At 62.8% G+C, this 15,175-nt stretch carries 11 protein-coding genes; 5 read left to right on the top strand and 6 right to left on the bottom strand.

Annotation, left to right across the window (positions count from 1 at the left end):
- The first annotated feature begins 27 nt into the window (after positions 1–27).
- Together dinB and Q0025_RS01670 are read left to right on the top strand one after the other, a co-directional pair.
- A complete protein-coding gene (gene dinB / locus Q0025_RS01675; protein ID WP_297295395.1) occupies positions 28–1,068 on the top strand; it encodes a DNA polymerase IV in 1,041 nt (346 codons plus the stop codon).
- A gap of 57 nt (positions 1,069–1,125) precedes the next feature.
- Positions 1,126–2,808, top strand: a complete 1,683-nt coding sequence (locus tag Q0025_RS01670; protein ID WP_297295346.1) for a bifunctional protein-serine/threonine kinase/phosphatase — start codon at positions 1,126–1,128, stop codon at positions 2,806–2,808.
- 50 nt (positions 2,809–2,858) lie between these two features.
- Here the strand turns inward: Q0025_RS01670 and Q0025_RS01665 are convergent, their stop codons facing one another.
- The 3 genes from Q0025_RS01665 to Q0025_RS01655 all read right to left on the bottom strand — a co-directional run bounded on the left by Q0025_RS01665 (position 2,859) and on the right by Q0025_RS01655 (position 5,396).
- Entirely contained in the window at positions 2,859–3,551 is a 693-nt protein-coding gene (locus Q0025_RS01665; protein ID WP_297295344.1) for a M24 family metallopeptidase, read from the bottom strand.
- A gap of 16 nt (positions 3,552–3,567) precedes the next feature.
- Positions 3,568–3,924, bottom strand: a complete 357-nt coding sequence (locus Q0025_RS01660) for a 2Fe-2S iron-sulfur cluster-binding protein (protein ID WP_297295342.1) — start codon at positions 3,922–3,924, stop codon at positions 3,568–3,570.
- A gap of 185 nt (positions 3,925–4,109) precedes the next feature.
- Complete coding sequence (locus tag Q0025_RS01655) at positions 4,110–5,396, bottom strand: MFS transporter (protein WP_297295340.1); 1,287 nt, start codon at positions 5,394–5,396, stop codon at positions 4,110–4,112.
- Positions 5,397–5,575: 179 nt separating this feature from the next.
- On the opposite strand from Q0025_RS01655, the gene Q0025_RS01650 reads away from it, so the two are divergent.
- Both Q0025_RS01650 and Q0025_RS01645 read left to right on the top strand, forming a co-directional pair.
- Complete coding sequence (locus tag Q0025_RS01650; RefSeq protein WP_297295338.1) at positions 5,576–6,169, top strand: PRC-barrel domain-containing protein; 594 nt, start codon at positions 5,576–5,578, stop codon at positions 6,167–6,169.
- Positions 6,170–6,253: 84 nt separating this feature from the next.
- Complete coding sequence (locus Q0025_RS01645) at positions 6,254–7,465, top strand: MFS transporter (protein WP_297295336.1); 1,212 nt, start codon at positions 6,254–6,256, stop codon at positions 7,463–7,465.
- Between the two features lie 19 nt (positions 7,466–7,484).
- On the opposite strand, the gene Q0025_RS01640 is transcribed toward Q0025_RS01645, so the two are convergent.
- Positions 7,485–8,543: a glycosyltransferase family 4 protein gene (locus tag Q0025_RS01640; RefSeq protein ID WP_297295334.1), complete on the bottom strand. Its 1,059-nt coding sequence runs from the start codon at positions 8,541–8,543 to the stop codon at positions 7,485–7,487.
- Between the two features lie 266 nt (positions 8,544–8,809).
- On the opposite strand from Q0025_RS01640, the gene Q0025_RS01635 reads away from it, so the two are divergent.
- Positions 8,810–10,603 (top strand): ABC transporter ATP-binding protein, encoded by a 1,794-nt coding sequence (locus tag Q0025_RS01635; RefSeq protein WP_297295332.1) that lies wholly within the window; start codon positions 8,810–8,812, stop codon positions 10,601–10,603.
- 32 nt (positions 10,604–10,635) lie between these two features.
- Here the strand turns inward: Q0025_RS01635 and Q0025_RS01630 are convergent, their stop codons facing one another.
- Positions 10,636–12,810 carry an amylo-alpha-1,6-glucosidase gene (locus tag Q0025_RS01630; protein ID WP_297295330.1) on the bottom strand — a complete coding sequence of 725 codons (2,175 nt, stop codon included), beginning with the start codon at positions 12,808–12,810 and terminating at the stop codon, positions 10,636–10,638.
- A gap of 167 nt (positions 12,811–12,977) precedes the next feature.
- On the bottom strand, positions 12,978–15,104 hold the full coding sequence (locus Q0025_RS01625; protein ID WP_297295328.1) for an exopolysaccharide transport family protein: 2,127 nt from the start codon (positions 15,102–15,104) through the stop codon (positions 12,978–12,980).
- Between the last annotated feature and the right edge of the window lie 71 nt (positions 15,105–15,175).

The raw sequence follows: 15,175 nt of genomic DNA, 5'->3' as shown, positions 1-15,175 counted from the left end.
ACGCCGCGCAAGATCATTCATATCGACATGGACGCGTTCTATGCGTCGGTCGAGCAGCGCGACAATCCCGATTTGCGCGGCAAGCCCGTCGCCGTGGGCGGCGCCAGCCGGCGTGGCGTGGTCGCCGCGGCAAGCTACGAGGCGCGCCGCTATGGCGTGCGCTCGGCCATGCCCTCCGTCACCGCCCTGCGCAAATGCCCGGACCTCGTCTTCGTCAAGCCGCGCTTCGACACCTATCGCGCCGTCTCGCTGCAAATCCGCTCCATCTTCGCGCACTATACCGACCTGATCGAGCCGCTTTCGCTCGACGAGGCCTATCTCGATGTCACCGAAAATAAGATGGGGCTCCCGCTGGCGACGCGGATCGCCGAAGCCATCCGCGCCAAAATAAGAGCCGAGACGGGGCTGACGGCTTCGGCCGGCGTATCCTACAATAAGTTTTTAGCTAAGCTCGCGTCCGACTATCGCAAGCCGGATGGACTCTTCGTCATCACGCCCAAGATGGGGCCAGCCTTTGTCGAGACCTTGCCCGTCGGCAAATTTCACGGCGTCGGTCCGGCAACCAATGCGAAGATGAACAGCCTCGGTATCGAGACAGGCGCCGATTTAAAGGCGAAGCCGCTGGCGTTCCTGCAGCGGCATTTCGGCAAGGCCGGCGCCTATTATTATGGGATTGCGCGCGGCGTCGACGACCGCCCGGTGCGCGCCGATCGCATCCGGAAATCGATCGGCGCGGAAAATACTTTCTTCGACGACCTCACCGACTTCAAGGCCATGCAGGCGGCGCTTCAGCCGATTCTCGACAAGCTTTGGCGGCATTGCGAAGGCGCGGGCATCCGTGGCCGCACCGTGACCTTGAAGGTGAAATTCGCCGACTTCCAGATCATCACCCGCAGCCGCTCGAATCCGGACGCCATCGGCGGCCGCAGCGATCTTGAGACGATCAGCCTGGATTTGCTGCGGCCCTTGCTGCCGCCGCCGAAGGGCATCCGGCTTCTCGGCATCTCGTTGTCGAATTTGCTCTCGGACGAAGCCGACGAAACCGACGGACAGATGACCTTGCTCTGAGATCGCGGCGCGCCCATCGTCTTGCTGACGATTCCGCAATATGCTTGAGTGGTGATTGTGAGCGCGCGAGCCCAGCTTGAGATCGCGGCGGGATTTGCCACCCGCGCCGGCCAGCGTTCAAACGATCAGGATTTTTGCGCGATCGATCTCGGCACGCCGTCCCAAAAGGCCGTGCAGGGAAGCATTGCCGCCATCGCAGACGGCAGCGGAACTCCGCAAGGCGGCCGCATCGCCTCCGAACTCGCGGTGCGGACCTTTATCGACGACTATCGCTCGCTGCGGGAACTCAATGGCGTCGGCGCCGCCGCGATAAAATGCCTCGACGCCTACAATCTCTGGCTCAATGGCCAGTCGCACGCCGACCCCGCGCTGCACGGCGCCGCGACGACCTTCACCGCAGCGGTGCTCCTCGGCCGCATGGTGACGATCCTTCACGTCGGCGACAGCCGGGCGTGGCGTTGGCGCGCCGGCAATTTGACGCTGTTGACGGATGATCATACCGGTGTGCAAGCACAGGCCGGGCCGACACTCCTTCATGCCATCGGCCTCGAACTGGCATTGCGCCTCGACATCAAGACACAACGGCTTGAGAAACAAGATCGTTTTCTTCTGACGACGAGGGGCGTTCACGCTTCTCTTTCGGCCGATGCGCTGGCGCGATGGCTTGCTCGGCGCGACGCTCCGCAAGCCATCGCCGAGGCCATCGTCAACGCCGCGATTGAGGCCGGCGGAGACGATGATGCGACGGCGCTGGTGATCGACGTCCTTTCCGTGCCCGCGCCGGATTACAATGTGATCGTCACGGCCTTGGAAGCCATGCCGATCGGACCGATGCCCAATGTCGGCGACACGGTGGACGGCTTTAACCTCGTCCGTGTCCTCGCAGAGAGCAAACTTGCGCGCCTCTTTCTGGCGACAGACGACGGCGAATGGGTGGTTTTAAAATTCCCGAATCCGGCAACGGTCAGCGACATCGAGCGCACGCGTTTCATGCGCGAAGTTTTCATCGGAGAACATATCACACAACCCAATGTCGGCGCTTCGCTGTTCCTCGCCGAAGGGCGTCAGAGCCGGCTTTATGTCGCTATGCCCTATTACAAGGGCGAGACATTGGAAGACCGGCTGCGGCGTGGCCCGATGAAGGTCAAGGAAGCGACAGCCGTCGCGATCAAAGCCGCCCGCGGCCTTTCCGCGCTTCACCGCGCCGGCGTGACGCATCGCGACATCAAACCGCAGAATATCATGTTGCTCGACGACGGCGAGGTGAAGCTGATCGACTTCGGCATCGCCCGCTTGCCGCGGATCGACGATGCCGATGAAGTCGCAACGCCCGGCACGCTCGACTATATGGCGCCGGAGCTGTTTCGCGAAAACCGGGGCGATGCCCTATCGGACCAATATGCGTTGGGGCTCACGATTTACCGCATGCTTGCGGGCGTCTATCCGCTCGGCGAAACACCGCCCGGGGAGCGTCCGCATTTCGGCCCCATCCCGCCCCTGTCGGCCTATCGTAACGACGTTCCCGACTGGCTCAACGATGCCGTTATGCGGACCCTTTCCCTCTATCGCGACGACCGTTTCGCCGATCTCGACGAGCTTATCTACGTGCTTGAGCACGGAAACCTTCAAACCGCACCGCGCCATCGCGCGCCGCTGATCGAACGAAACCCTTTGCTCTTCTGGCAATTGCTCTGCGCGCTTTTGGCCGTGCTGCTGCTTTTGAGTCTCGCCAGACGCTAAGGCCTCGCAGGCGGAATAGCCCGTCTGCGCGCCTCTTTTCATAAACCCGATCAAGCGAAATAGCTGTCGTCGAGCAGCATGTCCTCGAAGAAGGCGCCATAGCCGTCCGTCGGATGGCGGATGTGAATTTCCAGAACCCACAACAGCGGCGAGGGTTTGAAATCGACGTCCGCCATCGGGCCGTCATAAATCGCGGCATGCGGAAAATCCGAGAGCCGGTGGCCGGACAGATCCAAATTCAGCTCCCATCCCATCGCCTCGGCTTCCTCAGTCGCGAATTCATAGAGTTCGCGGCCGCTCATGCCCGTCGTTTCCCATTTCTTGCGGACGATGTGGAAGAGTTTCTTGGCATCCGTGGCGCATCGCGCCATCTCCGATGCGCTTCCAACCGTGAACGTATCGCCGCCGTCGCCCTCGAACTCACCCCAGACAGGGCCGATATCGATGAAGAAGATATCGTTCTCTTTCAGCACGATGCCGGGATCGGACTCGGCGCCGAACGTCTTCAGCGTATTGCTGCCGAAGCGGACATAAACATCGTGCCAGCCGCGCACCATATCGCCGACGGCGAGGAGATCCTTGGCCATGGCGACGGCATCTTCTTCGACCATGCCTGGTTTGCAGGCGGCCGCGATCGCATGGATCGTGGCGCGGGTCTTTGCCCGCATCTCAAGCATCTTGTCTTTGAGGAAGGCCGGCCCGACAGCTTCCAACTGGCTCTGCTTTTCGAGGACTTCGGTCATGCTGACATCTCCTGCTTCACGATTTCGGAACGATGGGATGGGCCTGAAGGCGCAGTCCCGTGAGGGCCTCCGCCATGGCGATCTGGCAGGCAAGCCGATGCGTCAGCGCATCCTCTCCCCGAGCGAGATAGTGCAGCAACCGGGCCTCGTTGAGCGAGGGCGGCGGCAAGGCATCGAGCCCCGCTTCCACCCTCACCCGGCAGGCACCGCAAATGCCGCGGCCCTTGCAAACGGTGGCGAGCGCCACCCCTGCCCGCTGGCAGGCGGCGAGAACGCTTTCGCCCGGCATGCTTTCGACCGCCGCCCCATTCAGGAAAAACTCGAGCATCGCAGGCGGATCACCCGATGAGCAGGCGGAGCGGTCGTTGATCATTGGTATTTTTAGGAACAGGACTGGGCCCGCATAAACGTCCAGTCTTGTTATTCATGCTGGGCCAGGACGGGGCTAGATCACGATGATTTCGGATCGAATCGACCCGAAATCATAAACGTGATCGATCCCCAGAGTTTAGAGCGGGATTTTTGCGAAAAACCGCTGACACTTTTTCGTATCCCGCTCTAGGCGGCCGGTTCCTCGGCTTGCGGAGTGCGCCGCCTCGCCTGCCCTTGCCGCGCCCACAAAAAAACACACAGCACCGCAACCGGCAGGCCGATGAGCGATGTGCAGGCGAAGAATTTGGCGAAGCCGACCTGCTTCACCGCAAAGCCCGACAGCCCGCCGAAAAATTTGCCGAGCAGTGCATAGAGCGAGCTTAAGAGCGCGTATTGGCTCGCGGCATAGGCGGGCGATGTGAGCGACGACATATAGGCGATGAGCGCGGCGCCAGCGAAATTACCGGCGAAATTCTCGACGCTGACGGACAACGCGAGCAGTGGCAGACTCTTGCCTGTCGCCGCGAGCAGCGCCAGGCAGAGATGCGAGGCCGCCGCGGCCATGCCGCCGATCAGCAGCGCCGGCATCAGGCCGATGCGGGTGATGGCGAAACCGCCGGCGAACGCGCCGACAATGCCAATCCACACGCCATAAATTTTCGACATCGTGGCGATCTGGCTCTTCGAAAAGCCGAGGCCGATATAGAGCGGATTGGCCATCACGCCGCTCAAAAAATCCGGCAGCCGGTACAGCGCGACCAGCAGCAGGATCGCGGCGAGCAGCGGACCGTAGCGCCGTCCGAGATCGACGACCGGCTCAATGAAATTCAGTGCGAACGCGCCGCCCTTCTCGCGCGTGCGGTCCGGCAGCCGCGGCGACAGCAGGCCGGCGGTCACGCCGACGAGCATCAACGACGCCATGACGAGATAAGCGGCGCGCCAATTGGCGTAATCGGCGATATAGAGCGCCCCCGCCCCGGCCGCGAGAAGGCCGAGGCGATAGCCGAAATTATAGGTCGCGGCCATCACGCCCTGGCGTTCGGGCGGCGCAGAATCGATACGCCAGCCGTCGATGACAATATCCTGCGTCGCTGCGGCAAAAGCCGTGAAGGCCGCACGAAGGATGAGCCCGAGGAAGGCGCGCTCGGGGTCGGCAAAGGCAAGCGCGATGAGGCCGACGGCAACACCAATCTGCGCCACAAGCAGCCAAGCCCGGCGGCGGCCGAGGCGCTTTGCAAGATAAGGCAGATCGACTTCGTCGATGACCGGCGCCCAGAGGAATTTCAGCGAATAGCAAAGCCCGACCCAACTCACGAGGCCAATCGACTCGATCGGAACCTTGGCTTCCGCCAGCCGAGCCGCCTGCGTGCCGAGGACAAGCAGAAATGGAAGGCCGGACGAAAAGCCGAGCGCCAGCATCAGCGCAAGAATTGGATCGGTGACGATCTCGCGGAACTTCGGGCGGGCCTTCATGCACCGCACAGTCTAAGGGGACGCGCGCATGCGGCAAAGGGCGCAAGGAACCTTATCCGCGGCTTTAAGTTAAATCATATCGGCCGCGTGCGGCCGGGGCGGATGTGCTGCGCCGGTTGAGCTTCGATGCACTTGCCAATCCTTCCAGCAGGCGGCCGAGCGAGATCGGGGGAGATCGCATGTTTCACGTCGCCGGCTCGGGAGAGCACATCATCCGTTCGTCCGCCAAGACATTCGCTGCCGTCTGCATTCTCGGCCTCGCCATCGCTGTCGCAGCGGTCCCTTCCACGCGCGCGCAGACCGCTGCGCAACAAATGCCCAAGCAGGCGCCCACGCAGCCGGCACCGACGCAGCCAGCCAAGCCGGCCGCCGCCCCGCCGGCGGCTCCGCCCAAGGATGCGACGCCGGCCGAAGTCCTTGACGACAAGGACGTCGAAACCGTGCTCGGCCGCGAGATCTATAGCATCGCCGGCGAAGATATGGGCCGCATTGTCGATGTCCTCGTCGACCACAAAGGCGATGCGCGCGCCGCGATCATTGATTTCGGCGGCTTTCTCGGCGTCGGTACCCGCAAGATCGCGGTCGATTGGCGCGCCATTCAATTCAGCCCAGATCGGGCCATCCTATCCTTGACCCGCGACCAAGTCCGCGTCGCGCCGGAATATAAGGATGGCGAGCCCATCGTCGTTCTCGGCCCGGCATCGCCGGCTGCAGCGAAGCCGCCGCACGCGCAACAGAATGCCAAGCCCGCGGCAACCGCACCGTCGAAATAATCATTATCGGCGCATGTGGATCGCGGCCCTTGCGTTCCGCGGACTTTCGCTGCGTGGCGGGCATGTGGACCCGTGATGCCATTCATGGAGACGAAAACGAACGCGCCGCGGCCGTCGCGCCGAAGTCTTGCCGGTCTCGACTGGTTTATTTTCTTCCTGGCCGACGTGCAGACGGGCTTCGGTCCGTTCGTCTCCGTTTATCTGACGGCGGCGCAATGGACGCAGCAGGACATCGGCTTCGTCCTGTCGGTGACCGGCTTCATCAGCCTCATCGGCCGCATGCCCGGCGGCGCCATCGTCGATGCCGCCCGCTCGGAGCGCAACGCCGCCGCCATTGCGGTCGTCGGCATCGCTCTGAGTGCCTTGATCCTTGCGGCGTGGCCGGCCTTCGCGCCGGTCCTCATCGCCACCATTCTGAGTTCAAGCGCCAATTGCGTGCTGGCGCCAGCGATCGGCGCCATCAGCCTTGGCCTCGTCGGCCACGCCATGATTGGTCCGCGGCTCGGCCGCAATGCGCGCTTCGCATCGCTCGGCACCGGCTTTGCTGCGGCAGGCATGGGCGCCTGCGGCTATTTCTTTTCGAGCCGCTCCGTCTTCGTCGTCACGGCCCTCCTGCTCGTCCCGACGCTGATCGCGCTGTCGCAGATCCGTGCCGGGGAAGTCGATCCCGTACGCGCCCATAGCGGCGTCACACCGGTTGACCGTCCGGATGTGGGCCTCTTGCGCCTGGCCCTGAGCCTGCCCCTGCTCGCTTTTGCGGCCTGCAATGCGCTCTTTCAGCTCGCCAATGCTGCCATGTTACCGCTGATGGGCAGCATCATGACCATGCGTTCGGCCAATTGGGCGACGGTGCTCATTGCCGCCTGTATCATCGTGCCGCAATTGGTCGTCGCCGCACTTTCGCCCTGGATCGGGCGGCAGGCGGATCGATGGGGACGGCGCCCGCTCCTTTTGCTCGGCTTTGCGGCGCTGCCGGTGCGCTGTCTGCTCTTCGCTTATGTGTCGGATCCGATCCTTGTCGTCTTCGAGCAGATATTGGACGGCATCTCTGCGGCGGTGCTCGGCGTTCTCGTCCCACTCGTCATCGCCGATATTGCCCGCGACACGGGACGATTCAATCTGGCGCAAGGCGCCGTCGGCACCGCGGTCGGCGTCGGCGCTTCCGTCAGCACGACTTTTGCCGGCTACGTCAGCGATCATTACGGCAGCCAGACCGCTTTTCTCGATCTCGCCGCCGTAGCAACCTTCGGCTTTCTCTTCGTGCTCGTCGCGATGCCGGAAACGCGGCCGCGCTAAAGCATCGGTGCGTCGATGATCACGGCGCGACGAGACGCGGCCGCGGCGTCGCCGTCTTCATCAGCTCGCCATAGACCTCGAGGTAGTCGCGCGCCATGCGGCGCGACGTGAATCGCTCCTCGAAGCGCTTGCGGATCAAAGGCCGCGATAATTGCGGCAAGCGGCGCACGGCGCCGACGGCGCTGGTTTCGTCCTCGACGATGAAGCCGGTGACACCGTCCTCGATCACTTCCGGCACCGAGCCGCGATTGAACGCAATGACCGGCGTGCCGCAGGCCATGGCTTCAATCATCACGATACCGAAAGGCTCCGGCCAATCGATCGGTACGATCAGCGCCAGCGCGCCGCTGAGAAAGGCCGGCTTCTCGGCGTCGCCGATCTCGCCGATGAATTCGACATTGCCGTTAGCCTCGATCAACGGCCGGATTTTTTCTTCAAAATAATCGCGATCGGCGGGATCGATCTTGGCGGCGATCTTCAGCTTGATGCCGCAACGCGCGGCGATCTCGATGGCGCGATCGACGCGCTTTTCGGGCGATATGCGGCCAAGGAAGGCGAGATAATTCTGCTCGGCGGGCACCGGCGCCAGCAAAGTTTCCGGCATCCCGTGATGAATGGTGCGCACCCACCGAGCATAGGGCACGGGGCGGCGCTGGGAATTCGAAATGGAGACGAGCGGCAGCGACGAGAACGTTCTGAAGACCGGCTGCAACTCCGGCAGGTCGAGCCGGCCGTGGAAGGTGGTCACGAAGGGCGTCGTTTGGCGCAGAAACAATGAGAACGGAAAATAATCGAGATGAAAATGCAACAGATCAAATTCGTTTGAACGCCGGTAAATGTGTTCGAGCATCGCCACGTGAAGCGCGGTGGGTTCGCGCACCGAGCCATCGAGCCGCAAGGCGCAGGGCCACATCGGCTCAAGCTTTGCCGAAGTGCGTGAATCGCCGCTCGCGAATAAGGTGACATCGTGGCCTTGCGCCACCAATTCCTCCGTGAGCCAGGAAACCACACGCTCCGTGCCGCCGTAAAGGCGCGGCGGAACCGCTTCGTATAAAGGCGCTATCTGGGCGATACGCATGAACAACGTCCTTGTCTTTCGAGGGCGCGATCGTTGGCCGCAAACTCGTGTCGCGGCAAAAGCCAAAGGCAACGCCCGGACGCGTTAAATCGTTCAATGCAAAGCAGTCGTAGTGCAGCAATTGTGATCAGGCTGCGCGAGCCGAGGCAGGAACTTATTGCCGCGTTTATCGTTGGCGTTTGCTGACCGAGTTTTGGAGCGCGCCCTGTCCGACCGCTGGCCAGTATTCCAATCGATGCACAACTTAAGCGGGGGGAATAGTCCGCATGGATGATCTTTGTCGATATGCGCGCCGCCCCGTCGCTTTTCTTCTCCGTTACGTCAAGCTTCAGCCGGTTTCGCACCTCATCATCCTGATCTGCGTGCTCGCTGCGGTCGGCTTCTCCGTCAGCACCCAATATGCGATCAAATTTCTGGTCGATTGTCTCGCCAAGGGAACGCCCGGACAGACAAGTCCCTGGACCGCGCTCGCCCTCCTCGCCGGCTTTATCGCCGCGGATAATCTGCTTTGGCGCGTCGCAGGCTGGATCGCCGCGAGCGCCTTCGTCCGCGTCACCGGCGATCTGCGGCGCGCGCTCTTCGAACATTTGATGGGCCATTTGCCGAGCTATTTCTCGAACCGCCTGCCCGGTGTGCTGACGAGCCGGGTCACCGCCACGTCGAATGCCGCGTTCACGATCGAGAACATGTTCATCTGGAACGTGCTGCCTCCTTGCGTCGCGACCGTGGCGGCGATCGCTTTCATTGCGACCGTGAGCCTCAAAATGGCGGCCTGCCTTGCCCTGATTGCGGCGATCGTCGTCGTGGCGATCTTCCGGATAGCGGCGAAGGGCAAATCGATCCATCACGATTTTGCTGACAAGGCCGCGGCGGTCGATGGCGAGATCACCGATGTCGTCGGCAACGTCATGCTCGTCAAAGCCTTTGGCGGCCTGGCGCATGAACGCCGCCGCTTTAGGGACAAGATCGGCCAGGAAATGGGGGCGCGGCGGCGCAGCCTGCTCTATCTCGAAAAACTGCGCTTGTTTCACGCCGTGACCACGGCGCTCCTGGTCACCGGCCTTCTGACCTGGGCGATCCTGCTTTGGGAGCACAATGCGGCGACGACGGGCACGGTCGTTCTTGTCTGCACGCTCGGCGTTTCAATCCTCGCCGCGACGCGCGATCTCGCCGTCGCGCTTGTCGATGTCACGCAGCACATGGCCCGGCTGGCCGAGGCTTTGCGCACCTTGCTCGTTCCACACGAGCTCGGCGATCATCCGGCCGCCGTGCCGCTCGCCCGTGCTGGCGCGGGCATCAGCTTCGAGGACGTTTCGTTTCATTATCCGGGCGGCCCTCGCGTCATCAAGAATTTGAACCTTCGCATCCGGCCGGGCGAGCGCCTGGGCCTCATCGGCCCTTCCGGCGGCGGCAAATCCACCTTACTGGCGCTGCTGCAACGGATGCACGACGTCAAAAACGGGCACATTCTGATCGACGGTCAGGATATTGCGATGATCACACAGGAGAGCCTGCGCGCCGCCATTGCCGTCGTGCCGCAGGATATCAGCCTGTTCCATCGCTCGCTGATCGAAAATATCCGCTATAGCCGTCCGGACGCCTCCGACGAGGATGTCCGCAAGGCCGCCGCAGCGGCGCACTGCGATTTCATCAAGACTTTGCCGGAGGGATTCGACACGATCGTCGGCGACCGCGGCCTCAAGCTCTCCGGCGGTCAGCGTCAACGCATCGCGCTTGCGCGCGCCTTCCTGAAGGATTCTCCGATCCTGTTGCTCGACGAGGCAACCTCGGCACTCGATCATGAATCGGAAGACGCCATCCGCGAAGCCTCCGCCCGGCTGATGCGCGGCCGCACCGTGATCGCGATCGCGCATCGCCTGACGACCCTGCGCAATTTCGACCGCATCATTATTCTGCGCGATGGCGAGGTCGTCCATGACGGGCCGCCCAGCGAACTCATCGACGCCAACGGCCGCTACACGGATTCCATCCGCCAGAAGGTGAGCGACCGGCGCCGACACGAAGACGCGCCGATCCGCACCTTCGCCATCGATGCTTGATGAAAGCGGCTTAGGGGTTTTGGCCCGGTTGCTCAGCTGATCGTCGTCGCCCAGATTTCGCCGCTGCGTGAAAGGACGTTGACGGCGACATCGGTGCCCGTGCGGCGCAATTGAATATCCATGCGCGCATCGCCGAGCGACAGGCCGGACAGTGTCACCTCTTCGAGAAATTCCGGCAGATGCGGCCGGTTGAAAATGACGGTGCGGTTCCGCGGATCGAAACTCAAGCCGAGACAAGCCGCAAGCAGGGCCAGCGGCGCCGTCGCCGCCCAGGCTTGTGGCGAACAGGCGACGGGATAGAAGGTCGGCCCCTGCCGGCGCACGCGGGCAAAACCGCAGAACAATTCCGGCAGTCGGCGCAGATCAATATAGATCGAGGCCTCGAACAGACCCTTCAGGATCTTGGTCACTTCTGCGCCGAAGCCATAGCGGGCGAAGCCCAGCGCGACGAGCGCGTTGTCATGCGGCCAGACCGAACCGTTGTGATAGCTCATGGGATTGTAGCGCGCTTCGCCGGCTGCGATGGTTCTGATCCCCCAGCCCGAGAAAGCCGCGCTGCCGGTCAATGCCCGCACGATCCGCGCCGCACGCGCCGGCGCCGCGATCCCCGTGAAGAGCGCATGGCCCATGTTCGACGTGCGGACCCGGCAGGGCCGCTTTTCGCCATCGAGCGCGAGGACGTAAATGCCAAGCTCCTCGTCCCAGAAACTCGCTTCGAACCGCGTCTGCAGCTTTTCGGCGTCGTGGGTGAGTTTTACGGCGCGATCCTCCAAACCCAGACGCCGCGCGACCATCGCAGCCGCCCGCTTGGCGGCATAGACGTAGCCTTGCACTTCGACAAGCGCGATCGGCCCCTGCGCCAGCGTGCCGTCCGCATGAAAGACGGAATCGTGGCTGTCCTTCCAGCCTTGATTGATGAGCCCATCTTCCGTCTTGCGGCCATATTCGACAAAGCCGTCGCCATCGCGATCGCCATAGACGTCGATCCAATTCAAGGCCGCTTCGACATGCGGCCAGAGCGCGCGAAGGGCTGCGATGTCGCCGGTGCGCTCCAGATAGGCGCCGGCAAGCATGACAAACAGCGGTGTCGAATCGACGCTGCCGTAATAACGCCGGAACGGCACCTCGCCGAGCTCCGCCATCTCGCCGCGCCGTGCCTCATGCAGAATCTTGCCCGGCTCGGCATCCGCCGCGGCATCGATCGCCGTCGCCTGATTGGCGGCAAGATAGAAAAGGACGCCGCGCGCGATCGCCGCATCGAACCAGAGGGTCTGCAGCGCGGTGATGAGCGCGTCCCGGCCGAAGACGGTACTGAACCAGGGGATGCCGGCATAAGGATAAGGCCCCTCCGGCAGATTCGTGGTCAGCATGTAGAGATCGGCGATCGACCGATGCATCACCTCATTGAAAATATCGTTCGACGTTTCAACGGCCGCGGCGCGTTCGGTCGAGATGCGCAGATCGCGGCGGGCATCGCGCAAGGACGAGAAAAACAGCTTCCACGGCGGCGCATTGACCGTGGTCGGCTCACAACGAATCTCGATGAAAATTGAGGCGCGTTCATGCGGCTCGAGATCGATCTCGAAGATCGCGCAATGCGGCTCGAGCCGCGTCGGCTGCGGCGCAAAGCGCAATTGGGTCTCGCGGCGGCGCGCATCGAGGCCGGTATAGGCGAGCACCACGCAATCGGTATTGACCTGCGTCGGATGATACGTGCCGCGCCGCGCGCGCCGACTGCCGCGCACCTCGAAGAGATCGGCGAAATCGGCGGCGAAATCGATGCGGATTTTGACCCGCTCGCGCCGTTCGGAAAAATTGCGCACGGCAAGCCGCTCGAAGCTCGCGCTTTTCCAGAGGAATTTCAACCGCCGCAGGTGAATGAGATCGTGTTCGAGCGCAAGATGATTGGCCTCGTGCAGATCGGGATTGGTCAGATCGCAGATCAACGCGCCGTTGTCGTCACGCAATGTTGAACTCAGGAGAATCGGCCGCTGCCCGCAGATCGACAGCGTCAGATGCGAAAGATGGCGCGTATCGCGGTGAAAAATTCCCTCCGGGTTACCCGGCGCGGAGAGGACATCGCCATTGTTGTCGAACATGGCGAAAGTGTCGCCATGCTTCAGGGTCCGCGTGCGACGCTCGCGGACGGCCGGAATGGCGAATTGCGCCTGTGACTCGGAGAGGCCCGCTGTCTCGATAGTCTCCATGCCACCCCGAAATCTTGCGCTGCGATCCGCCGCCACGGAATATAGGCGACGCGGCCGCGGCGTCGACAACCGCAGGCCAATGAGTCGCAGATAAAAGCGCCGCCGGAAAAAATAACGGTCAAGGTCACGCCAAAATCAGGCCGCCAATGCCGGCATGACGATGCCGGCTACGCGGCTTGCTTTTCGCCGCCGACGAGCAAGATTTCCGCCGCGCCGGCAGCGCTCAGTTCGTCGCGTGCGGCCTGCGTCGTGGCGTCGTCCTGCTCGCCCGGCGTCGCAAGGACGACAAAATCGGCGTAAGGCGCCAGCGCTTTGGTCATAGGACTGCCGCGGAACGGCGGCGCCGCCAGGACGACGAAATCATAGGTTTTCGACAAGGCGTCGAGGATGATGTCGAGATCGTCGGGGTTGAAATCGTCTTTTGAACCGAACGGCACGAAATGCAGGCGCGATGCGCTATCCCGATGGATGACATCGGCAAAGCTGGCGTTGCCGTCGAGAAGATCGGTGAGGCCCGCCAGCGTCGCCTCTTCGTCTTCCTGGGGCCCGATCAGCTTGGCCATCTGACCGTTCTGCGAATCGAGATCGACGATGATCGGCCGGCCGTCGCGGGCGAGCGTTCGCGCAAAGTCGATGAGCGCATCGGTCGCTTCTTCGCTCTTGTCGAGCCGCGTTGCGACGATATTCAAGCCCTGCGGGGACATGGATTTGCCGGCAATCTTTCCCGGGGCTTCCCCCACATCGGTTTCGGCACTCTCCTCGTCATGTGGCTCGGACACGCGTGCGCTGCCAAAACGCTTGAGCCGGTCGAGCACCGAGGCGGGCGCCGCGGGCCGATCCTCATTCGGGACCGGCCGCGGCGGATAGCTTTGCGCTGGCACCGGCATCGGCCGGTCCGCCAAAAGCTCACGGCCAATGACGGTGCCGAGAGACAGAACAAAGGTGGCAAGTGTCGCGAGGGTTATGATCTGCGTCTTCTTGGGGAAGGATGGCTCGTCGGGCGGCGCCGCTACGGCAATGATGCGCGCGTCGGCCGGCGTCGCGGCGGACTGGCGGGCGAGCGCCTCCTGATACTTGGCGGTCGTACTGTCGAGTTGCGTGCGGTAGCCCTGCGCGATCTGCTCAAGCTCATGCAGACGCACGGCATTGGCGTCGGCGGTCGTGACCGCCTGTTTCTGCTGATCGATCGCGGCTTCGAGATTGGCGACGCGCGCGGCGGCGATCTTGGAATCGTTCTCCAGGGCGATCGCGATATTATCGCCAGCGAGCCGTAACTGCGCATCGAGATTTCTGATCTCGGCTTTCAATTCGAGGATCCGCGGATGGTGCGGCAGCAACGTGCCCGATTCGAGCGCGAGCTGTGCATTGGCGGTCACCCGCTGCTCGGCAATGCGGCGGATCAGATCGTTGTTGGCAACGTCGGGGATTTCGGCAACCCGGCCCTGGCGCAGCAATTGCCGGATGAGCATGGCTTTAGCTTGGCTATCCGCTTGTTCCGTCCGCGCATGCGACAGATCCGTGTTGAGATCGGCGAGCTGCTGCGTGGTGATGGTCATATTGTTGCTGCCGGCGAGCAATCCCGAGGTCGCGCGGTAGCGTTCGACGTCGTCTGCCGCGCGCAGCGTTTGCGACCGGAGCTCTTTGATCTGGCCGGCCAGCGCCCCGGCGGCGTTCTTTGCCACCATGCGCTTGGCGTCGGCCTGCCTTTGCAGATAGACGGACGCGACTTCGTTCGCGACCCGTGCCGCAAAGACCGGATCATGCGCCCAAAAGTCGATCATCACGACCTGCGTTTTCGGCGGCGAATAGGCGGTTAGTCTCTGCTCGAAATTGTCGATGGCCCGATCTTCCGCCGAGACCCGCATCGGATTGCGCGCGAGACCGAAAAGGATCAGGGTCCGTTGGATGGTGCCGAGGCCCTTCGACAGCGGGTCGAGCTCGGGATTGCCGACGAGGCCGAGCCTTTCGATGACATCGCGCGCCACATCGCGCGAGGTGATCAGCGAGACCTGGCTGCCGACCCAATTTTCATCGATGGTCGGCGGCATTTCGGCGCCGCCCTCGCCGCGTTGGGCGCGCGTCAGATAGCTTTCCTGATTTTCGAGGAGCACCTGGGTGTCGGCGGTATATCTCGGCCTGGCGACCGTCACATAGGCCGCGGCAAGAAGAAACGCCAGCAAGGTCGGAATCAGAACCCAATATTTCCGGGCATAGACCGCCGCTCCGATCGCGCCGATCTCCAAATCGTTCGGGGCTTCGTCAATCGTCATGTCCGGCTCGAAGACCCTGCTCATCTGATGCCTCGGGGACCGCAATGCGACACGCAGATCGGCGCCGTGTCATTTTCGTCTGCAACATCAAGCGC

It is taken from the genome of uncultured Methylovirgula sp., assembly GCF_947646745.1.
In the GTDB taxonomy this organism is placed as follows: domain Bacteria; phylum Pseudomonadota; class Alphaproteobacteria; order Rhizobiales; family Beijerinckiaceae; genus Methylovirgula.
Note: the sequence above shows the minus strand (reverse complement) of the source record. Positions and strands in the feature narration are given on the sequence as shown.

Bases quoted from the DNA above. Each gene is read 5' to 3' on its own strand.
- dinB (WP_297295395.1), top strand. From the start codon at position 28: ATGGACGCGTTCTATGCGTCGGTCGAGCAGCGCGACAATCCCGATTTG.
- Q0025_RS01665 (WP_297295344.1), bottom strand. From the start codon at position 3,551: ATGACCGAAGTCCTCGAAAAGCAGAGCCAGTTGGAAGCTGTCGGGCCG.
- Q0025_RS01660 (WP_297295342.1), bottom strand. From the start codon at position 3,924: ATGATCAACGACCGCTCCGCCTGCTCATCGGGTGATCCGCCTGCGATG.
- Q0025_RS01655 (WP_297295340.1), bottom strand. From the start codon at position 5,396: ATGAAGGCCCGCCCGAAGTTCCGCGAGATCGTCACCGATCCAATTCTT.
- Q0025_RS01650 (WP_297295338.1), top strand. From the start codon at position 5,576: ATGTTTCACGTCGCCGGCTCGGGAGAGCACATCATCCGTTCGTCCGCC.
- Q0025_RS01645 (WP_297295336.1), top strand. From the start codon at position 6,254: ATGGAGACGAAAACGAACGCGCCGCGGCCGTCGCGCCGAAGTCTTGCC.
- Q0025_RS01640 (WP_297295334.1), bottom strand. From the start codon at position 8,543: ATGCGTATCGCCCAGATAGCGCCTTTATACGAAGCGGTTCCGCCGCGC.
- Q0025_RS01635 (WP_297295332.1), top strand. From the start codon at position 8,810: ATGGATGATCTTTGTCGATATGCGCGCCGCCCCGTCGCTTTTCTTCTC.
- Q0025_RS01630 (WP_297295330.1), bottom strand. From the start codon at position 12,810: ATGGAGACTATCGAGACAGCGGGCCTCTCCGAGTCACAGGCGCAATTC.
- Q0025_RS01625 (WP_297295328.1), bottom strand. From the start codon at position 15,104: ATGAGCAGGGTCTTCGAGCCGGACATGACGATTGACGAAGCCCCGAAC.